Origin of the sequence: Staphylococcus sp. GDB20D11A (genome assembly GCF_016893255.1) — a bacterium.
Classification (GTDB): Bacteria; Bacillota; Bacilli; order Staphylococcales; family Staphylococcaceae; genus Staphylococcus; species Staphylococcus aureus.
Genome location: NZ_JAFEPJ010000007.1, coordinates 29,773 through 53,144 on the forward strand (window position 1 = coordinate 29,773; position 23,372 = coordinate 53,144).

The 23,372-nt window shown below is 30.3% G+C and carries 20 protein-coding genes and 1 pseudogene; 14 read left to right on the top strand and 7 right to left on the bottom strand.

All coding sequences use genetic code 11. The features are described from left to right. Nucleotides 1-267 precede the first annotated feature (267 nt). Complete coding sequence (hld, locus tag JV528_RS05280; protein ID WP_000046023.1) at nucleotides 268-348, top strand: delta-hemolysin; 81 nt, start codon at nucleotides 268-270, stop codon at nucleotides 346-348. 598 nt (nucleotides 349-946) lie between these two features. On the opposite strand, the gene JV528_RS05285 is transcribed toward hld, so the two are convergent. Both JV528_RS05285 and JV528_RS05290 read right to left on the bottom strand, forming a co-directional pair. Then, nucleotides 947-1,732, bottom strand: a complete 786-nt coding sequence (locus JV528_RS05285; RefSeq protein WP_000867953.1) for a carbon-nitrogen family hydrolase — start codon at nucleotides 1,730-1,732, stop codon at nucleotides 947-949. Nucleotides 1,733-2,060: 328 nt separating this feature from the next. Beyond that, entirely contained in the window at nucleotides 2,061-2,687 is a 627-nt protein-coding gene (locus tag JV528_RS05290; protein ID WP_000522380.1) for a nitroreductase family protein, read from the bottom strand. A 196-nt stretch (nucleotides 2,688-2,883) separates the two neighbouring features. On the opposite strand from JV528_RS05290, the gene JV528_RS05295 reads away from it, so the two are divergent. Continuing rightward, nucleotides 2,884-4,110, top strand: coding sequence for an SdrH family protein (locus JV528_RS05295; protein ID WP_000120315.1), 1,227 nt, complete (start codon nucleotides 2,884-2,886; stop codon nucleotides 4,108-4,110). A gap of 24 nt (nucleotides 4,111-4,134) precedes the next feature. Here JV528_RS05295 and mroQ read toward each other — a convergent pair whose 3' ends face one another. Continuing rightward, nucleotides 4,135-4,878, bottom strand: a complete 744-nt coding sequence (mroQ, locus tag JV528_RS05300) for a CPBP family intramembrane glutamic endopeptidase MroQ (RefSeq protein ID WP_000197646.1) — start codon at nucleotides 4,876-4,878, stop codon at nucleotides 4,135-4,137. Nucleotides 4,879-5,052: 174 nt separating this feature from the next. On the opposite strand from mroQ, the gene groES reads away from it, so the two are divergent. From groES to JV528_RS05320, 4 genes are all read left to right on the top strand, one after another. Continuing rightward, complete coding sequence (groES, locus tag JV528_RS05305) at nucleotides 5,053-5,337, top strand: co-chaperone GroES (RefSeq protein WP_000917289.1); 285 nt, start codon at nucleotides 5,053-5,055, stop codon at nucleotides 5,335-5,337. A 75-nt stretch (nucleotides 5,338-5,412) separates the two neighbouring features. Next, on the top strand, nucleotides 5,413-7,029 hold the full coding sequence (gene groL / locus JV528_RS05310; protein ID WP_204177547.1) for a chaperonin GroEL: 1,617 nt from the start codon (nucleotides 5,413-5,415) through the stop codon (nucleotides 7,027-7,029). Between the two features lie 543 nt (nucleotides 7,030-7,572). Beyond that, nucleotides 7,573-7,752 (top strand): hypothetical protein, encoded by a 180-nt coding sequence (locus tag JV528_RS05315; protein WP_000201394.1) that lies wholly within the window; start codon nucleotides 7,573-7,575, stop codon nucleotides 7,750-7,752. Continuing rightward, nucleotides 7,749-8,375, top strand: coding sequence for a hypothetical protein (locus JV528_RS05320; protein ID WP_204177546.1), 627 nt, complete (start codon nucleotides 7,749-7,751; stop codon nucleotides 8,373-8,375). Before JV528_RS05315 ends, JV528_RS05320 begins: the two co-directional genes overlap by 4 nt. Nucleotides 8,376-8,946: 571 nt before the next feature. Here JV528_RS05320 and JV528_RS05325 read toward each other — a convergent pair. Beyond that, a pseudogene (locus JV528_RS05325) lies at nucleotides 8,947-10,254 on the bottom strand (TrkH family potassium uptake protein). 688 nt (nucleotides 10,255-10,942) lie between these two features. On the opposite strand from JV528_RS05325, the gene hemA reads away from it, so the two are divergent. Both hemA and JV528_RS05335 read left to right on the top strand, forming a co-directional pair. Next, a complete protein-coding gene (hemA, locus tag JV528_RS05330) occupies nucleotides 10,943-12,145 on the top strand; it encodes a 5-aminolevulinate synthase (protein ID WP_204177545.1) in 1,203 nt (400 codons plus the stop codon). Between the two features lie 2 nt (nucleotides 12,146-12,147). Further along, nucleotides 12,148-13,017: a DMT family transporter gene (locus tag JV528_RS05335; protein ID WP_069994070.1), complete on the top strand. Its 870-nt coding sequence runs from the start codon at nucleotides 12,148-12,150 to the stop codon at nucleotides 13,015-13,017. A gap of 497 nt (nucleotides 13,018-13,514) precedes the next feature. Here JV528_RS05335 and JV528_RS05340 read toward each other — a convergent pair whose 3' ends face one another. After that, nucleotides 13,515-14,738, bottom strand: a complete 1,224-nt coding sequence (locus JV528_RS05340; protein WP_000206631.1) for an ArgE/DapE family deacylase — start codon at nucleotides 14,736-14,738, stop codon at nucleotides 13,515-13,517. 435 nt (nucleotides 14,739-15,173) lie between these two features. Here JV528_RS05340 and lukH point away from each other — a divergent pair, with 435 nt between their 5' ends. Both lukH and lukG read left to right on the top strand, forming a co-directional pair. Further along, nucleotides 15,174-16,229 (top strand): leukocidin/hemolysin toxin family protein, encoded by a 1,056-nt coding sequence (gene lukH, locus JV528_RS05345; protein ID WP_204177544.1) that lies wholly within the window; start codon nucleotides 15,174-15,176, stop codon nucleotides 16,227-16,229. Between the two features lie 21 nt (nucleotides 16,230-16,250). Next, the gene (gene lukG, locus JV528_RS05350; RefSeq protein WP_000595389.1) at nucleotides 16,251-17,267 is read left to right on the top strand and encodes a bi-component leukocidin LukGH subunit G; all 1,017 of its coding nucleotides are present in this window, start codon (nucleotides 16,251-16,253) and stop codon (nucleotides 17,265-17,267) included. Nucleotides 17,268-17,838: 571 nt separating this feature from the next. On the opposite strand, the gene sph is transcribed toward lukG, so the two are convergent. Continuing rightward, the gene (gene sph, locus JV528_RS05355; protein ID WP_000239607.1) at nucleotides 17,839-18,831 is read right to left on the bottom strand and encodes a sphingomyelin phosphodiesterase; all 993 of its coding nucleotides are present in this window, start codon (nucleotides 18,829-18,831) and stop codon (nucleotides 17,839-17,841) included. A gap of 388 nt (nucleotides 18,832-19,219) precedes the next feature. On the opposite strand from sph, the gene eap reads away from it, so the two are divergent. Then, nucleotides 19,220-20,659 carry an MAP domain-containing protein gene (gene eap / locus JV528_RS05360; protein WP_204177543.1) on the top strand — a complete coding sequence of 480 codons (1,440 nt, stop codon included), beginning with the start codon at nucleotides 19,220-19,222 and terminating at the stop codon, nucleotides 20,657-20,659. 10 nt (nucleotides 20,660-20,669) lie between these two features. Next, complete coding sequence (locus JV528_RS05365; RefSeq protein ID WP_025174644.1) at nucleotides 20,670-20,960, top strand: MAP domain-containing protein; 291 nt, start codon at nucleotides 20,670-20,672, stop codon at nucleotides 20,958-20,960. Nucleotides 20,961-21,229: 269 nt separating this feature from the next. Here JV528_RS05365 and JV528_RS05370 read toward each other — a convergent pair whose 3' ends face one another. Beyond that, nucleotides 21,230-22,516: an aminotransferase class I/II-fold pyridoxal phosphate-dependent enzyme gene (locus JV528_RS05370; protein ID WP_204254811.1), complete on the bottom strand. Its 1,287-nt coding sequence runs from the start codon at nucleotides 22,514-22,516 to the stop codon at nucleotides 21,230-21,232. A 198-nt stretch (nucleotides 22,517-22,714) separates the two neighbouring features. Between JV528_RS05370 and JV528_RS05375 the strand changes: the two genes are divergently transcribed. Both JV528_RS05375 and JV528_RS05380 read left to right on the top strand, forming a co-directional pair. After that, nucleotides 22,715-22,813: a Trp-rich small protein gene (locus JV528_RS05375; protein WP_000990056.1), complete on the top strand. Its 99-nt coding sequence runs from the start codon at nucleotides 22,715-22,717 to the stop codon at nucleotides 22,811-22,813. Between the two features lie 241 nt (nucleotides 22,814-23,054). Further along, a complete protein-coding gene (locus JV528_RS05380; RefSeq protein WP_000681966.1) occupies nucleotides 23,055-23,231 on the top strand; it encodes an SE1626 family protein in 177 nt (58 codons plus the stop codon). The last annotated feature ends 141 nt before the right edge of the window (nucleotides 23,232-23,372 follow it).

A 23,372-nucleotide genomic window follows, 5' to 3' on the forward strand; every position in this document is an offset into this window, starting at 1 on the left:
CATTATACGATTTAGTACAATCTTTTATCATTATATTGCCTAACTGTAGGAAATAAATACTTAACTGTTAAATGTAATTTGTATTTAATATTTTAACATAAAAAAATTTACAGTTAAGAATAAAAAACGACTAGTTAAGAAAAAATGGAAAATAAATGCTTTTAGCATGTTTTAATATAAATAGATCACAGAGATGTGATGGAAAATAGTTGATGAGTTGTTTAATTTTAAGAATTTTTTATCTTAATTAAGGAAGGAGTGATTTCAATGGCACAAGATATCATTTCAACAATCAGTGACTTAGTAAAATGGATTATCGACACAGTGAACAAATTCACTAAAAAATAAGATGAATAATTAATTACTTTCATTGTAAATTTGTTATCTTCGTATAGTACTAAAAGTATGAGTTATTAAGCCATCCCAACTTAATAACCATGTAAAATTAGCAAGTGAGTAACATTTGCTAGTAGAGTTAGTTTCCTTGGACTCAGTGCTATGTATTTTTCTTAATTATCATTACAGATAATTATTTCTAGCATGTAAGCTATCGTAAACAACATCGATTTATCATTATTTGATAAATAAAATTTTTTTCATAATTAATAACATCCCCAAAAATAGATTGAAAAAATAACTGTAAAACATTCCCTTAATAATAAGTATGGTCGTGAGCCCCTCCCAAGCTCGCGGCCTTTTTTATTGTAATAAAGAAGGGAAGAGTTAATCCTCATTATGAGATCCACCGTTAAAATTTATGAATAAGTCTAATGTTGGAAAAGGTCAAAAAATAATCAATATAATTAAGAAAATCATTCATTTGCTAAGGGCGAAATTGGTTCTTACTGAGTTATCTATTATAAAAAAATAAACATAGACTTATGAAAAATCTCTCATAAATCTATGTTTAGTCATGACATGTGTTAATTATTATTTCGGGCGCTTCTTATTTATACAAATCTAATTTAATACTTTTAAACACAGGTATATTTTCGCGTTGCTGTTCTACTTCATTTAAGTTTAAATCTACAGTCAAAATATCTGCGGATTCATTTAATTCTCCAACTAAATCTCCATTTGGATTTATAACTATCGAATGACCAGCATATTCTGTGTTACCATCGAATCCAGTGCTATTAGTTCCAATGACAAACATATTATTTTCAATTGCACGTGCCTTTAGTAATGAATGCCAATGTTGAAGTCGTGACATAGGCCATTGCGCCACATAAAATGCAATTTTAGCACCACTACGAGCAGGATATCTTAATAATTCTGGAAAACGTAAATCATAACAGATAAGTTGGGTCACATAAGTACCGTCAGACAATTGAAAGGGTTCAGCTACGTTTTCGCCAGCGGTTAAAAATTCATGCTCTCTTAACATAGGAACTAAATGAACTTTGTCGTATTCATTAATCAGCTGGCCACTTTTATTCACACTAAAAGCTGTATTAAATATTTGATTGTTTCTAATGTTAGAAACTGACCCAGCTACGATATCGACTTTATATTTTTCAGCTAAATGTTTAATAAATGAAAAACTTTGTCCTAGATTATTATCTGCTTTTTCATTTAAATGCTCTAAATCATAGCCATTATTCCACATTTCAGGTAAAACGACTACATCTACTTCATCATTCATATTTTTTTCGAACCATTGCGTTATTTGAGTTTCATTTTTAGAACTATCTCCAAAAATAATCGGTAATTGATAAATTTGGACTTTCATAACATCACATCCTTGATAGATCTTATATATAACTTACTAAAAGTTATGTTGAAACGCAAAAAACGAGCCCAGGACATAAAATCAAAGTTCTAGGCTCTACAATGTTATATTGACAGTAGTTGATGGGGCCCTAACATAGAGAAATTGGAACACCAATTTCTACAGACAATGCAAGTTGGGGTGGGCTCTAACGTAAAGAAATACTTTTTCTTTAGAAATTAGTATTTCTTATACATGAGTTTTACTCATGTATTCCTATTCTTAAGTACACATAATGAATAACTAATGATTCTTTATCATTTCTGTCCCATTCCCCACAATATATTGATTATTTTTTTATTACGAAGCGATCTTCCACTGGATTAAATGTTTTTTCGCCAGCAGCTTCACGAATATCACCAAATGGCATTTGAGCAATAAGTTTCCAACTTTTAGGAATATTAAATTCATTTGAAGTTATCTCATCAACAAGTGGATTATAGTGTTGTAATGAAGCACCTATGCCTTTAGTAGCTAATGCAGTCCAAATTGCAAATTGATGCATGGCATTTGTTTGAGTTGACCATATTGCAAAGTTATCATAGTAATTTGGCATTTGTTCTTGTAGGCCACTTACAACATCTTGGTCTTCATAAAATAGAATTGTACCGTATGAATGTTTAAAGTTATCGATTTTTTGTTCAGTTGGCTCGAAATCACGATTCTCTCCCATGACTTCTTTTAAAATTGCTTTTGTGTTATCCCAAAATTTATTATTGTTGTCATTTAATAAGAGAACAATTCTAGTTGATTGAGAATTGAAAGATGAAGGAACATGTTTAACTGCATGTGCAATCATTGATTCTAATTCGTCATCGCTAATTGATATCGAATCTTTCAAATTATATATTGAACGTCTTTCTTCCATTGCATTGTCAAAAGTCATTGCTTTTTTATCTTTTTTAAATAAACCCATAATTATTGCTCCTTCTTTAGTAAAGAATACTTAATAGACTAAGTATAAAATTTATACTACAACTTGTAAAGTAATATTTACGAAAATTTCAAGAATATTAATATTCATTTTCAAATTCCAAATATAAATGCATTTTCAACGCATATTTATTATACTTAGATTAATACTTACATGAAAAAGGGAGGTGTCTCGTGAAATGTCATATCATTGGTTTAAGAAAATGTTACTTTCAACAAGTATTTTAATTTTAAGTAGTAGTAGTTTAGGGCTTGCAACGCACACAGTTGAAGCAAAGGATAACTTAAATGGAGAAAAGCCAACTACTAATTTGAATCATAATATAACTTCACCATCAGTAAATAGTGAAATGAATAATAATGAGACTGGGACACCTCACGAATCAAATCAAACGGGTAATGAAGGAACAGGTTCGAATAGTCGTGATGCTAATCCTAATTCGAATAATGTGAAGCCAGACTCAAACAACCAAAACCCAAGTCCAGATTCAAAACCTGACCCAAATAACCCAAACCCAGGTCCGGAACCAAAGCCAGACCCAGATAACCCGAAACCAAAACCGGATCCAAAACCAGATCCAGATAACCCGAAACCAAAACCGAATCCAAAACCAGATCCAGATAAACCAAAGCCAAAACCAGATCCAAAACCAGACCCAGATAAACCAAAGCCAAATCCGAATCCGAATCCAAAACCAGACCCTAATAAGCCAAATCCTAACCCGTCACCAGATCCCAATCAACCTGGGGATTCCAATCATTCTGGTGGCTCGAAAAATGGGGGTACATGGAACCCAAATGCTTCAGATGGATCTAATCAAGGTCAATGGCAACCAAATGGAAATCAAGGAAACTCACAAAATCCTACTGGTAATGATTTTGTATCCCAACGATTTTTAGCCTTAGCGAATGGTGCATACAAGTATAATCCGTATATTTTAAATCAAATTAATCAATTGGGTAAAGATTATGGAGAAGTTACTGATGAAGACATCTACAATATCATCCGCAAACAAAACTTCAGCGGAAATGCATATTTAAATGGATTACAACAGCAATCGAATTACTTTAGATTCCAATATTTCAATCCATTGAAATCAGAAAGGTACTATCGTAATTTAGATGAACAAGTACTCGCATTAATTACTGGTGAAATTGGATCAATGCCAGATTTGAAAAAGCCCGAAGATAAGCCGGATTCAAAACAACGTTCATTTGAGCCGCATGAAAAAGACGATTTTACAGTAGTTAAAAAACAAGAAGATAATAAGAAAAGTGCGTCAACTGCGTATAGTAAAAGTTGGCTAGCAATTGTATGTTCTATGATGGTGGTATTTTCAATCATGCTATTCTTATTTGTAAAGCGAAATAAAAAGAAAAATAAAAACGAATCACAGCGACGATAATCCGTGTCTGATTCGTTTTTTATATTATGGAATAAAAATGTGATATATAAAATTCGCTTGTTCCGTGGCTTTTTTCAAAGCTTCAGGATTAAGTAATTGGAATATAACGACAAATCCATTTTGTAACATATGAATAATAATTGGAACAGCAAGTCGTTTCGTCCATACATATGCTAATGAAAAAATGACGCCCATACCAAAGTAAATAGGAATAAATTTATAGTCATTATGCGCTAATGCAAAGATTAATGAGCTTACAGTCGTTGCAATAGCAAATGCGACGATACGGTTACCTTTAATTGCATTAAATAATTCGCCAAAGATTACTTTTCTAAATACATATTCTTCTAATAGAGGACCAACGATTGATACGAAAAAGATAAACAATGGAATCTTTCGTGCAATAATGATTAAACGCTCAGTATTTGGACTTGTTTGTTGTGTGCCAAAAATTTGAGTATATACAATACTAACTACCATTTGATAAATCATTACCAGTGCAAATCCAAGCAATGCCCATGGAATGATATATTTTTTAGGTTCTTTAACTTCTAATTCTAATTTTGTTGGATTTTTAATTTTTAAATTAATTAAAATAATCGTCGTGGCGGCGATTAAAAATAGAACAAGTTGTATGTAAATGACTGCTTTAGTCAGTTCTATGCCACTATATTGTACAAATGGTAATTTTTTTACAATGAGAAGCGGTAAAAATTGCGATAATAAATATATAATAACAGTTAGCAATGATGCCCATAGTCTTGTCATAATTTCCCTCCACATATTTATTTATAACTTATTTTATCTTAAATAACTTGAAGTTACAAAACTTAATTGAAAGGTTATGACTTGAAATTTTGACCAAATTTGATTATTATAAATGTATGTTAGCACTCTATAAAGTTAAGTGCTAAACTTTAGGTTTTTTAAGGAGGAACAATCATGCTAAAACCAATTGGAAATCGTGTGATTATTGAGAAAAAAGAACAAGAACAAACAACTAAAAGTGGTATTGTTTTAACTGATAGTGCTAAAGAAAAATCAAACGAAGGCGTTATCGTTGCAGTAGGAACAGGACGCCTATTAAATGATGGTACAAGAGTGACTCCTGAAGTGAAAGAAGGGGACCGTGTCGTGTTCCAACAATATGCTGGTACAGAAGTTAAACGAGATAATGAAACATATCTAGTATTAAATGAAGAAGATATTTTAGCGGTAATTGAATAATATAAAACTAAATTCATAGATAAATTGTAAAGAACGAAAATGAAATATGACTAAACAAATGGAGGTTTATCATTTATGGTTAAACAATTGAAATTCTCTGAAGATGCACGTCAAGCAATGTTACGTGGTGTAGACCAATTAGCAAATGCAGTTAAAGTAACGATTGGTCCTAAAGGACGTAATGTTGTATTAGATAAAGAGTTTACAGCACCTTTAATTACGAACGATGGTGTAACGATTGCTAAAGAAATCGAATTAGAAGATCCATATGAAAATATGGGGGCTAAACTAGTTCAAGAAGTCGCAAATAAGACAAATGAAATTGCTGGTGACGGTACGACAACTGCAACAGTGTTAGCTCAAGCAATGATTCAAGAAGGCTTGAAAAATGTTACAAGCGGTGCGAACCCAGTCGGTTTACGACAAGGTATCGATAAAGCAGTTAAAGTTGCTGTTGAAGCGTTACATGAAAATTCTCAAAAAGTTGAAAATAAAAATGAAATTGCGCAAGTAGGTGCGATTTCTGCAGCAGATGAAGAAATTGGGCGTTATATTTCTGAAGCTATGGAAAAAGTTGGCAATGATGGTGTAATTACAATTGAAGAATCAAATGGCTTGAACACTGAACTTGAAGTGGTTGAAGGTATGCAATTTGATCGTGGTTATCAATCACCGTATATGGTTACTGATTCAGATAAAATGGTTGCTGAATTAGAACGCCCATACATTTTAGTGACAGATAAGAAAATCTCATCACTCCAAGATATCTTACCTTTACTAGAACAAGTGGTTCAATCTAATCGTCCAATCTTAATTGTAGCTGATGAAGTTGAAGGCGATGCATTAACAAATATCGTGCTTAACCGTATGCGTGGCACATTTACAGCTGTTGCAGTAAAAGCACCTGGTTTTGGTGATCGTAGAAAAGCGATGCTTGAAGATTTAGCTATTTTAACTGGAGCGCAAGTGATTACTGATGATTTAGGCTTAGATTTAAAAGATGCATCAATAGATATGTTAGGTACTGCAAGTAAAGTAGAAGTAACTAAAGATAATACAACTGTTGTTGATGGTGACGGTGACGAAAACAGCATTGATGCACGTGTAAGCCAATTGAAATCTCAAATTGAAGAAACTGAATCTGACTTTGATCGTGAAAAATTACAAGAGCGCTTAGCTAAATTAGCAGGTGGTGTTGCAGTTATCAAGGTAGGTGCAGCAAGTGAAACAGAACTTAAAGAACGTAAATTACGTATTGAAGATGCATTAAATTCTACACGTGCAGCAGTTGAAGAAGGTATTGTTGCAGGTGGTGGTACTGCACTAGTAAATGTTTACCAAAAAGTAAGTGAAATTAAAGCTGAAGGCGACATTGAAACAGGTGTGAATATTGTACTTAAAGCATTAACTGCACCAGTTCGCCAAATTGCTGAAAATGCAGGATTAGAAGGTTCTGTTATTGTAGAACGTTTGAAAAACGCAGAGCCGGGTGTTGGTTTTAACGCTGCTACAAACGAGTGGGTTAATATGTTAGAAGCAGGTATCGTTGATCCAACTAAAGTAACACGCTCAGCATTACAACATGCTGCAAGTGTTGCAGCAATGTTCTTAACGACTGAAGCGGTTGTAGCATCAATTCCAGAAAAAAATAATGACCAACCTAACATGGGTGGCATGCCAGGAATGATGTAAAACAGTTTCTAGTTTTGACTAACTAGAACATTCCATGATAGACGAGTATGATTCGTTCCAAATAAATATTAGAGCGTATGAAAATATTTTAATTTAAGACGCCTTCCATTAGTTGACTAAACTTAAGGGAGGCGTCTTTATTGTGTGCTGATGTGTTATTGAGATTCATAATGGGGGGCTTTTTCAATTTTAAAATTATATAGATTATATAGAGAAGTTTAGTATAAACTTTGAGTATATAAGGAGTTTCTTCTAGTATGTTGTAATGTAATTAGATTTCCGGTAATCAATTAGGCTTTGCAGAGGACTCACTTGCGTATTGTAGTAAGAAGCTGTCTGCATTTTGAAAACACCCACACTAGTTACAGTATGGGTGTTTTTATGCTAAGAAACAAATTGGTTTAAGTGTAAAATCATATACACTAAAAAAATTTATTGAATCTATTGTTGAAAAGATGCTTTCATGATACATTGTAAACAAGAAGACAACATATACAATGTATACTTGGTTGTCAAATGAAGTAAAATAAGGAAGTGAGTAGTATGGCTACAATAAGTATTACTACAGATTATAAATTCACAAAAAAATCAGCGCAAAAACTAATAGATGCAATGGAGATTAACGAAAATAAAAGTAATGTGAACAAAACAAACATAAAAGCGACTAAAATAAAATCAACTTGTGAGATTGAAAATCTATTGAAGGACTATCGAAGTAATTGACTGTAAAAGTAATATCACTTTCAGAATTGTTAACAGGTGATAAGCAAGAGGTTAAGCGAAAGATACCTTCAGTTTTAAATATACTAAATTCATTTGAGACAATATCAATTTCAGGAAGTGAATCAGCGCACGATGTTGATTTATTTTTGAAAAATAAGTCTATAGCATTTGATAGGCAAAACCTGTCTAGAACTCATTTAGTTTTTTCACAATTCAAAAGCAAACAAATACTAGTTGGCTATTTTACAATTAGCAATAAACCCTTAGTTTTTACAAAACGTATGTTAGATAAAATATCAAACACGTTAAAGAAGAAGTTATATCAAAAGGGTGAAACTCACAGTGAAAATGACAATTTAATCATACAAGGATACTTAATTGCTCAAATAGGAAAAAATTATTCTGAAGAAGCATTGGCTACAAAATCCATAAATGGAAACGATTTGTTAACTTTAGCATATGAGAAAGTTTTAGAAGGTGCGAACATATTTGGCGGTTCATATATTTGGATAGAGTATGAAGATGTAGATAGATTAAGAGAATTTTATAGAAAATTTGGATTTACAGAAATCAAAGATCATACAAGTGAAAATAATTTGAAGATGGCTATTCTTAAAATATAAAGCACAAAACCACACCCACCTATTGATTTAGGAGTGTGGTTATTTTTATGGAAGAATTTATAAAATAAAGATCAAAGACATTTGAATATTTATCAACTGCTCTTATATCAACACCCATGTGTCTAGCTATTTCACTTTTGCTTATTTTCATGTTTAAGTTCATCATAACAATTATTAATTTTTGTAAATATGAAAGAGTAGTAACTTCAAAATCCGTATTTATGACTGAAGATAATTTCATTGTTGTTCACAGCAATAAAATTATCTCTAGAATTTTAGAAAATGTACATGTTTAAACAATCAAAAGTATACATTATTAAATTATCATTTCCATTCATCTTTTCAACAATTGAGGTTGACGTAGTAAAAAATAAGTTTTAAATATTTAAATCATTGTATAGTTTAGTTTTGAGTAGATCTTTTTAAAGGTGTACTTGTGCATTTTACTTAATTAAAGACATAAGACATTTAATCGGCCTAAAATAAATAAAAAAACTACCTGTTTAGGTAGTTTTTTAAATGTAATAGATTAAAACACTAGTTCATTTCTTGTTAAAGATGGATAGTTATTTTATAGATAAATTTGTCCTTTAGTGTAGCGGTAATTTTTAGGACTTTTTGGTGGTATAAATGTTCTTAATAAAGTTAATAGTCCTACTTTACCGCAAAGCATAACGAATATAATAATTATTTTAGTAATACCATGATATTCTGTGGTAAGGTTCATACTTAACCCGACTGTTCCAAATGCAGAAACCACTTCGAATAATAACTTGATTAATGATATGTTCGGATTAATTATCGATAATATAAAAGTAATGATACTGATAAATAGAAATGAGATATTAATGGTAACAATAGATAGTTTTATATGTTTGTCAGATATTTCTTTATTGAATACTGAAACATTATTTTCTTTACGTATATAATTTAGAACAAATATAAACGCTACTGCAAAAGTAGTTATTTTAATTCCTCCAGATGCACTGAGAGGGGCACCACCTATAAACATAAGTAGCATTAACATTAAGGCGGTAGATTTGTTAATGCTTGCTATATCTATACTGTTAAAACCCGCTGTTCGTGTTGTTACTGATTGGAAAAAAGAATTTCCGATTTTTTCAACTAGTCCCATATTTTGCATAGTATTAAACTGTTCTAATAAAAAGAATGTAATTGCTCCTATAATTATTAGGATACTAGTTGTAGTTAAGACTAATTTAGAATGTAAAGATAATTTACTCAATTTTTTACAATTAATAAAGTCTATTACGACAAAATGTCCAATACCTCCAAATATTATGAGTATTGAGATTGTAATAATGACAATTGGATCACTAGAATAATCTATTAAGTTATTCTTAAAAAGGGCAAATCCAGCATTATTAAAAGCTGATACTGATGTGAATAAGCTTAAAAATAAACCTTTGCCTATACCAAATTTTGGTATAAAAGATAAACACAAACAAATCATACCAATTAATTCAGTGACTAAACTATAAATAGCCAAGTGTTTAATTAGCTTAATAACACCACCAGGTTCGTCAATATTCCATGTAACCATAATCAAGAACCTATTTTTCATTGATATCTTTCTATTTAAAAATACTAGTGTCAATAGGGTTACGGTCACGATACCCAGACCACCTATTTGAATTAATAATAGTATTACTATTTCACCAAGTATATTAAACTATGATCCTATATCAACTGGGGATAGGCCAGTAACTGTAAATGCACTTGAAGCTATAAATAGGGCATCTAAAAAAGATATTGGCTTTTTACCAGTGAAAGGTAAATATAATAAAAGAGCACCTATGATAGTTGTAGAGAAGAATAGCATTAAATAAAAATATAAAGGTTTGTGGACTTTGTTCATTTTAATTGCATACTCCTTTATATTATAAATTAATAATTAGATAATATCATAAATGAAAATAGAAATGTTACTGATGTGTATTACTTTTCAATTCAAGTCAGGGGCCCCAACACAGGGAATTTCGAAAAGAAATTCAACAGACAATGCAAGTTGGGGTGGGGCCCCAACACAGAGAATTTCGAAAAGAAATTCAACAGACAATGCAAGTTGGGGTGGGGCCCCAACACAGAGAATTTCGAAAAGAAATTCTACAAACAATGTAAGTTGGGGTGGGGCCTCAACAAAGAGAAATTGGATTCCCAATTTCAACAGACAATGCAATATATGTATGACAAATCAACGCTATAGTTTCAGTTTTGTATTTTTTATTCTATTAAATAATAATTAATAATATTGCATCACATATTATTTGTACCAACAAAATATTCATAAGATATTTGAGAAGACTTTTCAAATTTAAACTCATATGACATAATAAAATTTTCAAATAAGCCCAATTATAGATTATTATATTAATTGATTCTTAAAGTATTAGAAAATCCAGTTTATTAAAAAACTGAAAATTGCTAATTTTCAATTGATTGAAGATTTATTTTGTTTTATAATGAAATAAATATAAAAAAGGGGTGAATCTGTTTATCATTGGTAATATTTTTAACATAAAATTTGGTAAAAAAAGGATATAAAAATGTATAAAACTTTATTTTTTGACAAAATTGCTGAATTAAAAGAAAAAGGAAGCTATAGAATATTTACTGAGATTAACAGGATTGCAAACAAATATCCATTAGCCAAAGGGGAAGATGGTAAAGAGGTTGTTGTGTTTTGTAGTAACGATTATTTAGGTATGTCTCAAAATCAAGAAGTAATAAATGTAATGAGTGATGCTTTAAAAGAATATGGTGCAGGGGCAGGTGGTTCAAGGAATATTGGTGGAAGCCATAAATATTTTAAACTATTAGAAAATGAGATAGCAAAATGGCATAAAAAGGACTCAGCTTTAGTTTTTCCAACAGGATACTCTTCAAATGATGCGTCTTTGCAAGGTTTATTAAGAATATTCCCAGAAATGATTGTATTTTCTGATTCTAAAAATCATGCGTCTATAATAAATGCTTTGCGAAGTGTTAAAAATAAGATTGAAATTTTTGAACATAATAATGTTAAACATTTAAATGAATTACTGAATCAATATGATATTAATATACCAAAGTTAATAGTATTTGAGTATGTATATTCAATGGATGGAGACATTGCACCAATAGTAGAGATAGTCGAATTAGCAAAAGAATATAATTCTTTAACTTTTTTAGATGAAGTACATGCAATTGGCATGTATGGTGAAGAAGGAAGAGGATACTCTGATGTTGTTGGTGTTCAGGAAGATATAGACATCATACAATCTACAATGGCAAAAGGAATCGGAATAATAGGAGGATATATAACCGGAGATCAATTACTCATAGATGTAATCAGATCATATTCTTCAGGTTTTATATTTACTACTGCATTACCTCCGGTTATTGCTGCGGGTTGTTTAACTAGTATAAAAATAGTCAGAAGTAATGATAAATTAAGAGAAGAATTGCAAGATAAAACGAAATACTTAAAAGAAAAATTCAAAGAAAATGGTATTGAAGTTTTGAAACAAAGTAAGACACATATACTCCCAGTTATAATTGGAGATTCAAAAAAATGTGAGGAAGCAGCAAAGTTACTTCTAGATAAATTTAATATTTATGTTCAAGCAATTAATTCACCTACTGTAGAAATTGGTACTGAAAGATTTAGAATTAATGTAACGCCAAATCACACAAAAGAACAAATGGATTTATTGGTTTCTTCAATTGTTTATGTTTTTGATTTTTTGAACATTAGGAGAAGTGTGTAATTATGAATTATTTAATGTACCTGTTTTGCATGTTTATATGGGGATTAAACTTTATAGCGGTAAAGATACAAGGAGATAGTTTGCCTTTAGAAGTTGCTTTATTGTATAGATCTTTAATTGCTTTTTCGCTATTCGGTGTAATGTTCATATTTATTTTTAAAAAACTGAAATTAAATAATACAAATTGGTTTACGATAATTGGTTTTGGACTATGTAACTTTACTATAAGTTATTTGCTTCTTTATTACGGTACTTTCTATAGTTCAGCTGCTATAGTTACATTGATTTTTTCAATGAAAGCCATATTAACACCTATATTTATTAGTATGGTATTCAAGAGGAAAATTTCTAACAGAATATATATAGGGGGAGGACTAGGAGTTGTAAGTGTAGTTGTAATCTTATATCCTGATTTAAACAGCTTAACAAATGAATTTATAATTGGTGTAGCATTTGCTCTTTTAGGTACAATTATAACGTCAATTGGTGATGTTTTATCTTTATATAACAGTGAAAGTAAAGTTCATCCTGTTTTGTCAAATACAATTGGTATGTTATCAGCAGTGATATTTTTACTTATTTATACTAGTTTCAATGGATATAGGTATTCATTTCCATTAGAATTAAATTTTTGGTTTAGTTTATTATATTTATCTATTCTAGCTTCATTTTTAGCCTGGTTTTTCTATCTGAAATTAATTAATAATATTGGAGCAGCTGAAAGTGGTTACATGGTTGCTATGTTTCCTGCAATTGGTGGTATAGCAAGTGTTATTATGGGAGAAACTCATTTAAGTATAAATTTAGTAGTCGGGATTATATTAGCATGTATGGGTGCATATTTAGCATTATATAAACCAAAACCTAGTTAATAACATAACTATATTTGTGGATTTATAGGCTATGTGAATCAAATAGTTCAATTATTAGGTGAAAATTTACTATATAAGAAGTTGTGTATATTTAAATTTAATAAAAAATTAAACCTTTAAATGACTAACAGAATATGATGGCATGGTAGGAATAATATAATCTCATTTTCTAGTTTTTATTAACTAAAAAGTTAGGTTTTGGACGATTATGATTCATAACACGAAAATATTAGAATACACGAAAATATATTTTATTATGAGACGTTTTCCATTAGTCGACTAAACTATTGGAAGGCGTCTTTCTTTATGACCATTAGTCTATACATGTATGACAAATCACCACCATAATTTTAGTTTTACATCACTTAATCAATGAAAATGTGCTTGTTGATATTTGAATATTTACATTCAAACAATATTCATCGCTATTTCTATCAACTTAAAATTCGAAATAAAAAACTGCCAGCACGCGAATAAGGAAGCTGACAGCATCGTTCTTATTTTTCTTTTAAATATTGAATGGAAGCCTCTTTAAAAATATCAATATATTTCAGATACATATCTTTTTCAATATATTCATCGATTTGATGTGCCATTAATGGATTACCTGGTCCAAAAATGGCTAAATCAACATTGTCCTTATTATCACCTAAGAAACTAGAGGCATCTGTTGCACCTACAAGCGCCGAAACAAATATATCGTCTTTGTCTACAAAACTAGAAGCTACATCTTTAATCGTAGTAATTAATTTGCTATTTTTATCGCTTGTTACAGGTCGGTGATTGCTTGGAATATCGAGTGAAAGCTTATTGCTATTCACATTATTAATGATATTTTGGAAAAACGATTCTATAAAGTCGTTATCATACTCAGGAACTGGTCTTACGTTAAATTCAAGTGAAGCTTCATCTGGTACAGAGTTAAATTGTTTGCCGCCATTTATAATCGAACATACAGCTGTAAGACCAGATGCATAATTTGCATCCTCTTCAGAAATTTCTTTTCCTATCAATGATTTGAACATGGGTGCAACATCTAATTCATGTTTAGTATCATGTTTTTTAAGCTCTGAATATTTTTCTTTAAATTGATTATAAAATTCAAGCAGTGTATCAATTGCATTGTCACCAATAAATGGAACTGAGCTATGGACAGCTTTACCAGTTGCAGTTACTTTACATGACATAGACCCTTTATGTGCATAATAAATTCCAGATCCAGTTGGTTCAGCAATAATTAAGCCATCTACATCGTCTAAATAGCCTTTATCAGCCAATAATTTGGCACCTTCTTGTTCTTTCTCTTCGCCAGCAGTAGCTAGTAATCTTATCGTTCCTTGAGGCAATTGATTTTGTTCTTTTAATTCAATGAGTGTGATGACCAAAGCCATCAGACCGCCTTTCATATCTGTTGTGCCTCGACCATATAATTTGCCATCTTTTTCTGTGAGTTGAAAAGGGGGATAAGTCCAATTATCTTGATTTCCTGCATCAACAACATCCATATGACCACTCAATGCGAGTATAGGTGAGCCGTTACCGATTTCTGCAACGATATTGGCGCGGTGTTCATTAACTTTCAAAATTTCAGATTTAATATCGTACTTGTCGAATAAATCTTTTAAATAATTACAAACGTCTATTTCATTATTATTTTCAGTTTGTAGTTCAACAATATCTGCTAGTAATTGAATTTTTTCTTTTTCACTAAAAGTTGTCATTAAGCTCACACCTTTTCAAAGTAGTATATATATTTATATAAACATAATTTTTATTCTTAAACATAATTTAAAATGCAGAAAGTAGTGTGTTATTTGATTTCGTTCTATGAAATTAACTGTCTAGTATCAACGATCTTATTAACACTGATATCGGGTATGCTTAATTTTATAGTAAATTGTATGAGAAAGATGCAGGATATTATTTATCTAATAATTAAATATAAATTTCAAATCGATGGTTATTAACTAATAAATAAAAATATTTGCTAAATTAATGACTTTGTACACACATTATTTTTAAAGAGGATAAAGTATTTAATAATATTAACAAAATCATTTAATAAATAGTTAAATATATATTCTCTATTTTTGTGATATTATTCACATGTCGATACATATCAACAAATATCAATCATACGAAAGAAGGTTATAACAATGAAAAATAAAAAACGTGTTTTAATAGCGTCATCATTATCATGTGCAATTTTATTGTTATCAGCAGCAACGACTCAAGCAAATTCAGCTCATAAAGACTCGCAAGACCAAAATAAGAAAGAACATGTTGATAAGTCTCAACAAAAAGACAAACGTAATGTTACTAATAAAGATAAAAATTCAACAGTACCTGATGATATTGGGAAAAACGGTAAAATCACAAAACGAACTGAAACAGTATATGATGAGAAAACAAATATACTCCAAAATTTACAATTCGACTTTATCGATGATCCAACTTATGACAAGAATGTATTACTTGTTAAAAAACAAGGCTCAATTCATTCAAATTTAAAGTTTGAATCTCATAAAGAAGAAAAAAATTCAAATTGGTTAAAGTATCCAAGTGAGTACCATGTAGATTTTCAAGTAAAAAGAAATCCTAAAACTGAAATACTAGACCAATTGCCGAAAAATAAAATTTCAACTGCGAAAGTAGACAGTACATTTTCATATAGCTCAGGTGGTAAATTCGATTCAACGAAAGGTATTGGACGAACTTCATCAAATAGCTACTCCAAAACGATTAGTTATAATCAGCAAAATTATGACACAATTGCCAGCGGTAAAAATAATAACTGGCATGTACACTGGTCAGTTATTGCGAATGACTTGAAGTATGGTGGAGAAGTGAAAAATAGAAATGATGAATTATTATTCTATAGAAATACGAGAATTGCTACTGTAGAAAACCCTGAACTAAGCTTTGCTTCAAAATATAGATACCCGGCATTAGTAAGAAGTGGCTTTAATCCAGAATTTTTAACTTATTTATCTAATGAAAAGTCAAATGAGAAAACGCAATTTGAAGTAACATACACACGAAATCAAGATATTTTGAAAAACAGACCTGGGATACATTATGCACCTCCAATTTTAGAAAAAAATAAAGATGGTCAAAGATTAATTGTCACTTATGAAGTTGATTGGAAAAATAAAACAGTTAAAATCGTTGATAAATATTCTGATGACAATAAACCTTATAAAGAAGGATAATATTGAAAGGGCGGATTACTGATGATTAAACAATTATACAAAAACATCACAATTTGTAGTTTAGCAATATCTACTGCATTAACTGTATTTCCGGCAACTTCTTATGCAAAAATTAATTCTGAAATTAAAGCTGTTTCTGAGAAGAATCTTGATGGTGATACTAAAATGTATACACGTACAGCTACAACAAGTGATAGTCAAAAAAATATTACTCAAAGCTTACAATTTAATTTCATAACTGAACCTAATTATGATAAAGAAACAGTATTTATTAAAGCAAAAGGTACTATTGGTAGTGGTTTGAGAATTTTAGACCCAAATGGTTATTGGAATAGTACATTAAGATGGCCTGGATCTTATTCAGTTTCAATTCAAAATGTTGATGACAACAACCATACAAATGTGACTGACTTTGCACCAAAAAATCAGGATGAATCAAGAGAAGTTAAATATACGTATGGTTATAAAACAGGTGGAGATTTTTCGATTAATCGTGGAGGATTAACTGGAAATATTACAAAAGAGAGTAATTATTCAGAGACGATTAGTTATCAACAACCATCATATCGTACATTACTTGATCAATCTACGTCACATAAAGGTGTAGGTTGGAAAGTAGAAGCACATTTGATAAATAATATGGGACATGACCATACGAGACAATTAACTAATGATAGTGATAATAGAACTAAAAGTGAAATCTTTTCTTTAACACGAAATGGAAATTTATGGGCGAAAGATAATTTCACACCTAAAGACAAAATGCCTGTAACTGTGTCTGAAGGGTTTAATCCAGAATTTTTAGCTGTTATGTCACATGATAAAAAAGATGAAGGTAAATCAAAATTTGTTGTTCATTATAAAAGATCAATGGATGAGTTTAAAATAGATTGGAATCGCCATGGTTTCTGGGGCTATTGGTCTGGTGAAAACCATGTAGATAAAAAAGAAGAAAAATTATCAGCATTATATGAAGTTGATTGGAAGACACATGATGTGAAGTTTGTAAAAGTACTTAATGATAATGAAAAGAAATAAGTAATAAAAGTTGCCTGCTACATAGAATGTAGTAGGTAACTTTTATTTATATTTGAGTAGATAGATTTATTATGATGTGCAGTGTATGAATCATATTTAAGTGCAGACGAAGTATCTATATTAATGAAGAAATATTGGAGTGGGACAGAAATGATAAAGAGCCACTAACGATTTATTATGTAGTGGTTCTTACACATTAGCCACAGCTAATATGTACTTAAAAATAGGAATACATGAGTAAAACTTATGCATAAGAAATACTAATTTCTAAAGAAAAAGTATTTCTTTATGTTGGGGTCACCCCAACTTTCATTGTTGGTCGAAATTGGGAATCCAATTTCTCTATGTTGGGGCCCCGCCAACTTGCATTGTCTGTAGAAATTGGTGTTCCAATTTCTTTTCGAATTTCTTTTCGAAATTCTCTGTGTTGGGACCACGCAGTCAACTAATATCAATATAACATTATAGAGCCTAGAACTTGATTTATGTCCTAGACTCAGTCAATTCAAATTTTAACAATATAACTCGCTTCGACTTTTTAGAACGAAGCGAGTTATTAGTTAGTTGAGCACTATTTACTATAGGCTTTGATTGGGTAATGATCTGAAAAATCATTGTAAACATAGTAATATGGGAAAGCATATACATCCCATGGCTTAGGTTTTTCAGTCACAACTTCATTGACTAATTGTTTTGGTTGTTTATGATCTTTATCTGTAAATATATAGTCTAAATGTTCTGGTTTACCATTAGGGTAATTATATTTCGCAATTGAATTTGATTGAGGGTCCCATGTGCTATTATGACCTGCATATAGAACATCATTTACATTCAAGTTTTTAAGCATATCTTTGAACTCTGGAGTGCCTTTATTAACATTAAGGTCGCCACCTATATATACCGTTTCATCTTTAGGGATATTTTTCTTTTTAACAAAGTCACTGATTTCTTTCATTTGTTCAGCTCTAATTTTTCGATCATGTCCAGCACCACAACGAGAATCTTCAGATTGTGTATGTGTACCGATAACGTGAACGTTCTTACCATTTTTCTCTATTTTTGTATAAACAAAGCCTTTGTTGCTATCATTATCGAATCCACAACCGCTTTTGAAAACATGCTGGATTTTCTCTTTAATAGGATATTTACTTACAATCGCTACGCCACCATCTTCAGCAACAGTTGATGAGTAGCTACCTTCAGTTTTGTCCCAACCTGATTGAGAACGACCGAGTACAGGTGTTTGGTAAGGATATTCTTTTTTTACATTACTTAATAATTTGTCTGATGCACCATTATCAAATGCTTCATTGAATATTACGACATCATTATTTTTAATATAAGAAGATTGTCCGATTAAATCAGCGCGTTTATATTGCCCCCAGTTTGGATACAAAACCGTCGATAACATATAAACGTTATGACTAACTAACTTCAAATCAGTATCATCTTTCTTAGATTCGGCTTTGGCACTATTGTCAGTAAGTGCACCAACTAATAATAAATTTGCTAATGCAAGTGTTGCAACTTTTTTTAGTGAATTGGATTTTGTTTTTTTCACCATCATTATCACTCCTTTTATATAGCTTACAACAAAATAGATGCAAAATTGATTAACTAAATTTAAATTAATTATTAAATCGAATTTATATTTTTAAGCAAATGTTTTTTGAGTATAAAGATGCTGTAAATATAACCGACAAATGTAATCGGAATTAAGAAATGAATGTTGTTATGACATTTAAGTTTGAAGATTGGTATAAACAAAACCAAACAACATTTTAGGTATTGTAAATTAATTAGTTAATCAAAATTAAAAGAACTTTTAACAGTGTTAAAAAATTATTGTTAAAGATAATTTATTATTAATATTCAGTTAATTCAAAAAACAGAGAAAGTCTGGCTATAATTAAGTTGCAAATACGAATTACACAAAAAAGGAGAGATAATTTATGAAATTTAAGTCATTGATTACAACAACTTTAGCATTAGGTGTTTTAGCATCAACAGGTGCAAACTTTAATAATAATGAAGCGTCTGCCGCAGCTAAGCCATTAGATAAATCATCAAGTTCGTTACACCATGGATATTCTAAAGTCCATGTTCCATATGCAATCACTGTGAACGGTACAAGCCAAAATATTTTATCAAGCTTAACATTTAATAAGAATCAAAATATTAGTTATAAAGATTTAGAGGATAGAGTTAAATCAGTTTTAAAATCAGACAGAGGTATTAGTGATATAGATTTAAGACTATCGAAGCAAGCGAAATATACAGTTAATTTTAAAAATGGAACGAAGAAAGTTATCGATTTGAAAGCAGGTATTTACACAGCTGATTTAATTAATACAAGTGAAATTAAAGCTATTAATATTAATGTAGATACTAAAAAGCAAGTTGAAGATAAAAAGAAAGATAAAGCAAATTACCAAGTTCCATACACAATTACTGTGAACGGTACAAGCCAAAATATTTTATCAAACTTAACATTTAATAAGAATCAAAATATTAGTTACAAAGATTTAGAGGGTAAAGTTAAATCAGTTTTAGAATCAAATAGAGGTATTAGTGATATAGATTTAAGACTATCGAAGCAAGCGAAATATACAGTTAATTTTAAAAATGGAACGAAGAAAGTTATCGATTTGAAAGCAGGTATTTACACAGCGAATTTAATAAATTCAAGTGATATTAAAAGTATCAATATTAACGTAGATACAAAAAAACATGTCGAAAATAAAGCTAAAAGAAACTATCAAGTTCCATATTCAATTAATTTAAATGGTACATCTACAAACATTTTATCGAATCTTTCATTTTCAAATAAACCTTGGAAGAATTATAAAGATTTAACTAGTCAAATAAAATCAGTACTGAAGCATGATAGAGGTATTAGTGAACAAGATTTAAAATATGCTAAGAAAGCTTATTATACTGTTTATTTTAAAAATGGTGGTAAAAGAATCTTACAGTTAAATTCAAAAAATTACACAGCAAACTTAGTTCATGCGAAAGATGTTAAGAGAATTGAAATTACTGTTAAAACAGGACCTAAAGCGAAAGCAGACAGATATGTACCATACACAATTGCAGTAAATGGCACATCAACACCAATTTTATCTAAATTAAAACTGTCTCAAAAGGAATTAATTAGTTACAAATATTTAAATGACAAAGTGAAATCTGTATTAAAAAGTGAAAGAGGCATCAGTGATCTTGACTTAAAATTTGCGAAACAAGCAAAATATACAGTACATTTCAAAAATGGAAAGAAACAAGTAGTGAATTTAAAATCAGACATCTTTACACCTAATTTATTTAGTGCCAAAGATATTAAAAAGATTGATATTGATGTAAAACAACACACTAAATCAAAAAAAAATAAATAAATCTAATAATGTGAAATTCCCAGTAACAATAAATAAATTTGAAAACTTAGTTTCAAATGAATTTGTGTTCTATAATGCAAGCAAAATTACAATTAATGACTTAAGTATAAAACTTAAATCAGCAATGGCAAATGATCAAGGGATTACTAAACATGACATAGGACTTGCTGAACGCGCAGTGTATAAAGTGTATTTTAAAAATGGTTCGTCAAAATATGTAGACTTAAAAACTGAGTATAAAGATGGAAAAGTATTTAAAGCAACTGACATTAAAAAGGTAGATATTGAACTTAAATTCTAATCTTTAATTTTATAATAAGGCATCTCACAATCGTGGGGTGCCTTTTACATTTGTAGAGATGTGATGCTTGAATTGATTTGCTAAAAGTTATATAAATTTGTACCAAATAAATTAAATTTTGTTAGGAGAGATGTATAAAACTAATTAGGTATAGTGTTTGATAAGTTGCTGAATAAAATATATCTTATAATGGTTTGAAAGAAGGAATAATTTTAAAAATAAAAACCAATAATCCGAGTCATACTCATCAGATTATTGGTTGAAATTAATTATCTTAAGTCATCAATTGCTTTAGCAATTGAATCAAATACATGTGGGATATCTTCTTTTTCTACACAGCTAAACGCAATACGAATATCTGTTGCATTTAGTGCAATAACACCAATTGAATATTTTTCAATTAAATGTTTACGAAGTTCTTCAGGGTCAACATCATGAACTTTTATTGCCATAAAGTATCCAGAGTTAAAGTCATAGGCTTGCCAATGTGAATGATATTGATCAGCATAGACAACTTCCTTAGTGACTTCATAGCGTTCTTTTAATGTTTGAATATTTTGTTCGATTTCTTTATCGAATTGTTTATTATTTTTTAATACATGCTTAACAGCGCTTTGTGTTGGAAGAGGTCCACTAGAAATGTTACTTCGTATAAGACCTTTTACTTTGGCTTCTAATACTTCTTTAGTTGTTTGATCAGACGTTCCAAATGTCATAAATCCAACACGGAATCCCCATGCGAAAAATTCTTTTGTTGCACCATCTAAACGAACAGGTAATATTGCATTTGAATTTAAATTAGATAATGCAGTAAATAATGATTGAGTATACACATCTTCATAGAATAAACCATAGTATGCGTCATCCACAACAGCTATAACTTTTGTACCTTTATCAGCTAATGCTTTAATTGCATCGACGATGGTAGTCACTTCTTTATGCGTAGGTGTGTAACCTGTCGGATTATTAGGATAATTTAAAATCATAATGACTTTATCTTTATTGTATGATTGTAAAGCTTCTACTAGTGAATCAGTAGTATAATGCCCGTCTTTATCAAAAATAGGATATGTTTGAAGATTTGCACCATTTCTCGTATTGAAAACAAGTTTGTAATTACCCCAATTATGATCTGGTAACAAGATAGTGTCACCTTGATTTATAAATAAATCGCCAACTAAAGATAAACCATGTGTTAATGCATTCGTAACAATTGGTAGTGACATGTTGCCGATTGATAGCTCTGGATTGTCACGCAACATTTTTTGTTGCCATAAATCACGTAATTCTTCGATGCCTTGTGGTGGCGCATAAGGGAATATTTCATCTGGAGTTAAATCATTAAACATTGCATCTAAAGATGATGCAAACATTTTTCCGTCTTTGTTTGTCGCCATACCTATAGTTGCATTATATGTTGTACTCTTTGCTTCAGCAGATTGAGATAAAATGCCTTTTGGATAAAACATATTTTGACCTAAGTCAGATAACATTGCAAAGGCAGTTGCATTTGACTGTTGAAGTTGTTCATTTAAGCTTTGGGCTAAAGGATTCATTATTGCTTAACCTCTCTTTAAAAAAATTGTATGCCTATATATTATCTTCAATTATACCAAAGATAAAGTGTTGTTGGTGAATTAACGAATAATATGTAAAATCCGCTACCAAAATACGAACATATGTTCTGTTTTGTGTTAGAATAGGTGTAGGTCATCCTTCAGTATGATACTTTAGTCGAACGGAGGTGTAGTGTAATGATGTGGTGGCAAGAAGGGATGATGACACTTATTACAGGTGGCTTACTAATTATTTTTCGACTTTGGTTAGAACTGAAATGGAAAAATAAAAAATGATCCTACACACATAAATAACCCCAAGTCTGCTGGTACCAGACTTGGGGTTGTGTAGTATAATTCTGTGGATACACTTAAATAATATCATTGAACACAATATATCGCAATCAATAATCATTTTGATTGAATGGTTTTGTCATCAAGTAAGCCAATGAGAGATTGGTTATATTACACTATACAATATATTAAGTTATGATAAATCTTTATATTTGTTATAATGTCGATGTTGAGGTGAAATAAATTGAAACATCTAACAAAAATATTTGTAGCATTAGCAATTATTTTATTTATTGTTGGTTATTATTTACAAGCAACAAACCATGAGAGCCAAGGTATAAAACTATTATTGGCAGCAATTATGTTTATGATTTGTGCTTTTATAAGTAGAAGTAATGATCGACGTAAAAATAACAAATAGAATTGACTGTTTTAAACGACTGTTCTTGATGACGCGACAATCACCGTTAAAGTATAAGAATATTCGTTTTGACAGTCTTTTTTATTGAAATAGACAATGCAAGATTAAATGGTAGTGTCATTTCATTTTATTCAACTGCTA

What these genes read in the sequence shown, in the direction of transcription:
- groES (WP_000917289.1), top strand. Translation starts at nt 5,053, where the DNA reads ATGCTAAAACCAATTGGAAATCGTGTGATTATTGAGAAAAAAGAACAA.
- JV528_RS05285 (WP_000867953.1), bottom strand. Translation starts at nt 1,732, where the DNA reads ATGAAAGTCCAAATTTATCAATTACCGATTATTTTTGGAGATAGTTCT.
- mroQ (WP_000197646.1), bottom strand. Translation starts at nt 4,878, where the DNA reads ATGACAAGACTATGGGCATCATTGCTAACTGTTATTATATATTTATTA.
- JV528_RS05370 (WP_204254811.1), bottom strand. Translation starts at nt 22,516, where the DNA reads ATGAATCCTTTAGCCCAAAGCTTAAATGAACAACTTCAACAGTCAAAT.
- JV528_RS05295 (WP_000120315.1), top strand. Translation starts at nt 2,884, where the DNA reads ATGTCATATCATTGGTTTAAGAAAATGTTACTTTCAACAAGTATTTTA.
- JV528_RS05335 (WP_069994070.1), top strand. Translation starts at nt 12,148, where the DNA reads ATGAATTATTTAATGTACCTGTTTTGCATGTTTATATGGGGATTAAAC.
- lukG (WP_000595389.1), top strand. Translation starts at nt 16,251, where the DNA reads ATGATTAAACAATTATACAAAAACATCACAATTTGTAGTTTAGCAATA.
- groL (WP_204177547.1), top strand. Translation starts at nt 5,413, where the DNA reads ATGGTTAAACAATTGAAATTCTCTGAAGATGCACGTCAAGCAATGTTA.
- hemA (WP_204177545.1), top strand. Translation starts at nt 10,943, where the DNA reads ATGTATAAAACTTTATTTTTTGACAAAATTGCTGAATTAAAAGAAAAA.
- JV528_RS05290 (WP_000522380.1), bottom strand. Translation starts at nt 2,687, where the DNA reads ATGGGTTTATTTAAAAAAGATAAAAAAGCAATGACTTTTGACAATGCA.
- sph (WP_000239607.1), bottom strand. Translation starts at nt 18,831, where the DNA reads ATGGTGAAAAAAACAAAATCCAATTCACTAAAAAAAGTTGCAACACTT.
- JV528_RS05315 (WP_000201394.1), top strand. Translation starts at nt 7,573, where the DNA reads ATGGCTACAATAAGTATTACTACAGATTATAAATTCACAAAAAAATCA.
- hld (WP_000046023.1), top strand. Translation starts at nt 268, where the DNA reads ATGGCACAAGATATCATTTCAACAATCAGTGACTTAGTAAAATGGATT.
- JV528_RS05375 (WP_000990056.1), top strand. Translation starts at nt 22,715, where the DNA reads ATGATGTGGTGGCAAGAAGGGATGATGACACTTATTACAGGTGGCTTA.
- eap (WP_204177543.1), top strand. Translation starts at nt 19,220, where the DNA reads ATGAAATTTAAGTCATTGATTACAACAACTTTAGCATTAGGTGTTTTA.
- lukH (WP_204177544.1), top strand. Translation starts at nt 15,174, where the DNA reads ATGAAAAATAAAAAACGTGTTTTAATAGCGTCATCATTATCATGTGCA.
- JV528_RS05340 (WP_000206631.1), bottom strand. Translation starts at nt 14,738, where the DNA reads ATGACAACTTTTAGTGAAAAAGAAAAAATTCAATTACTAGCAGATATT.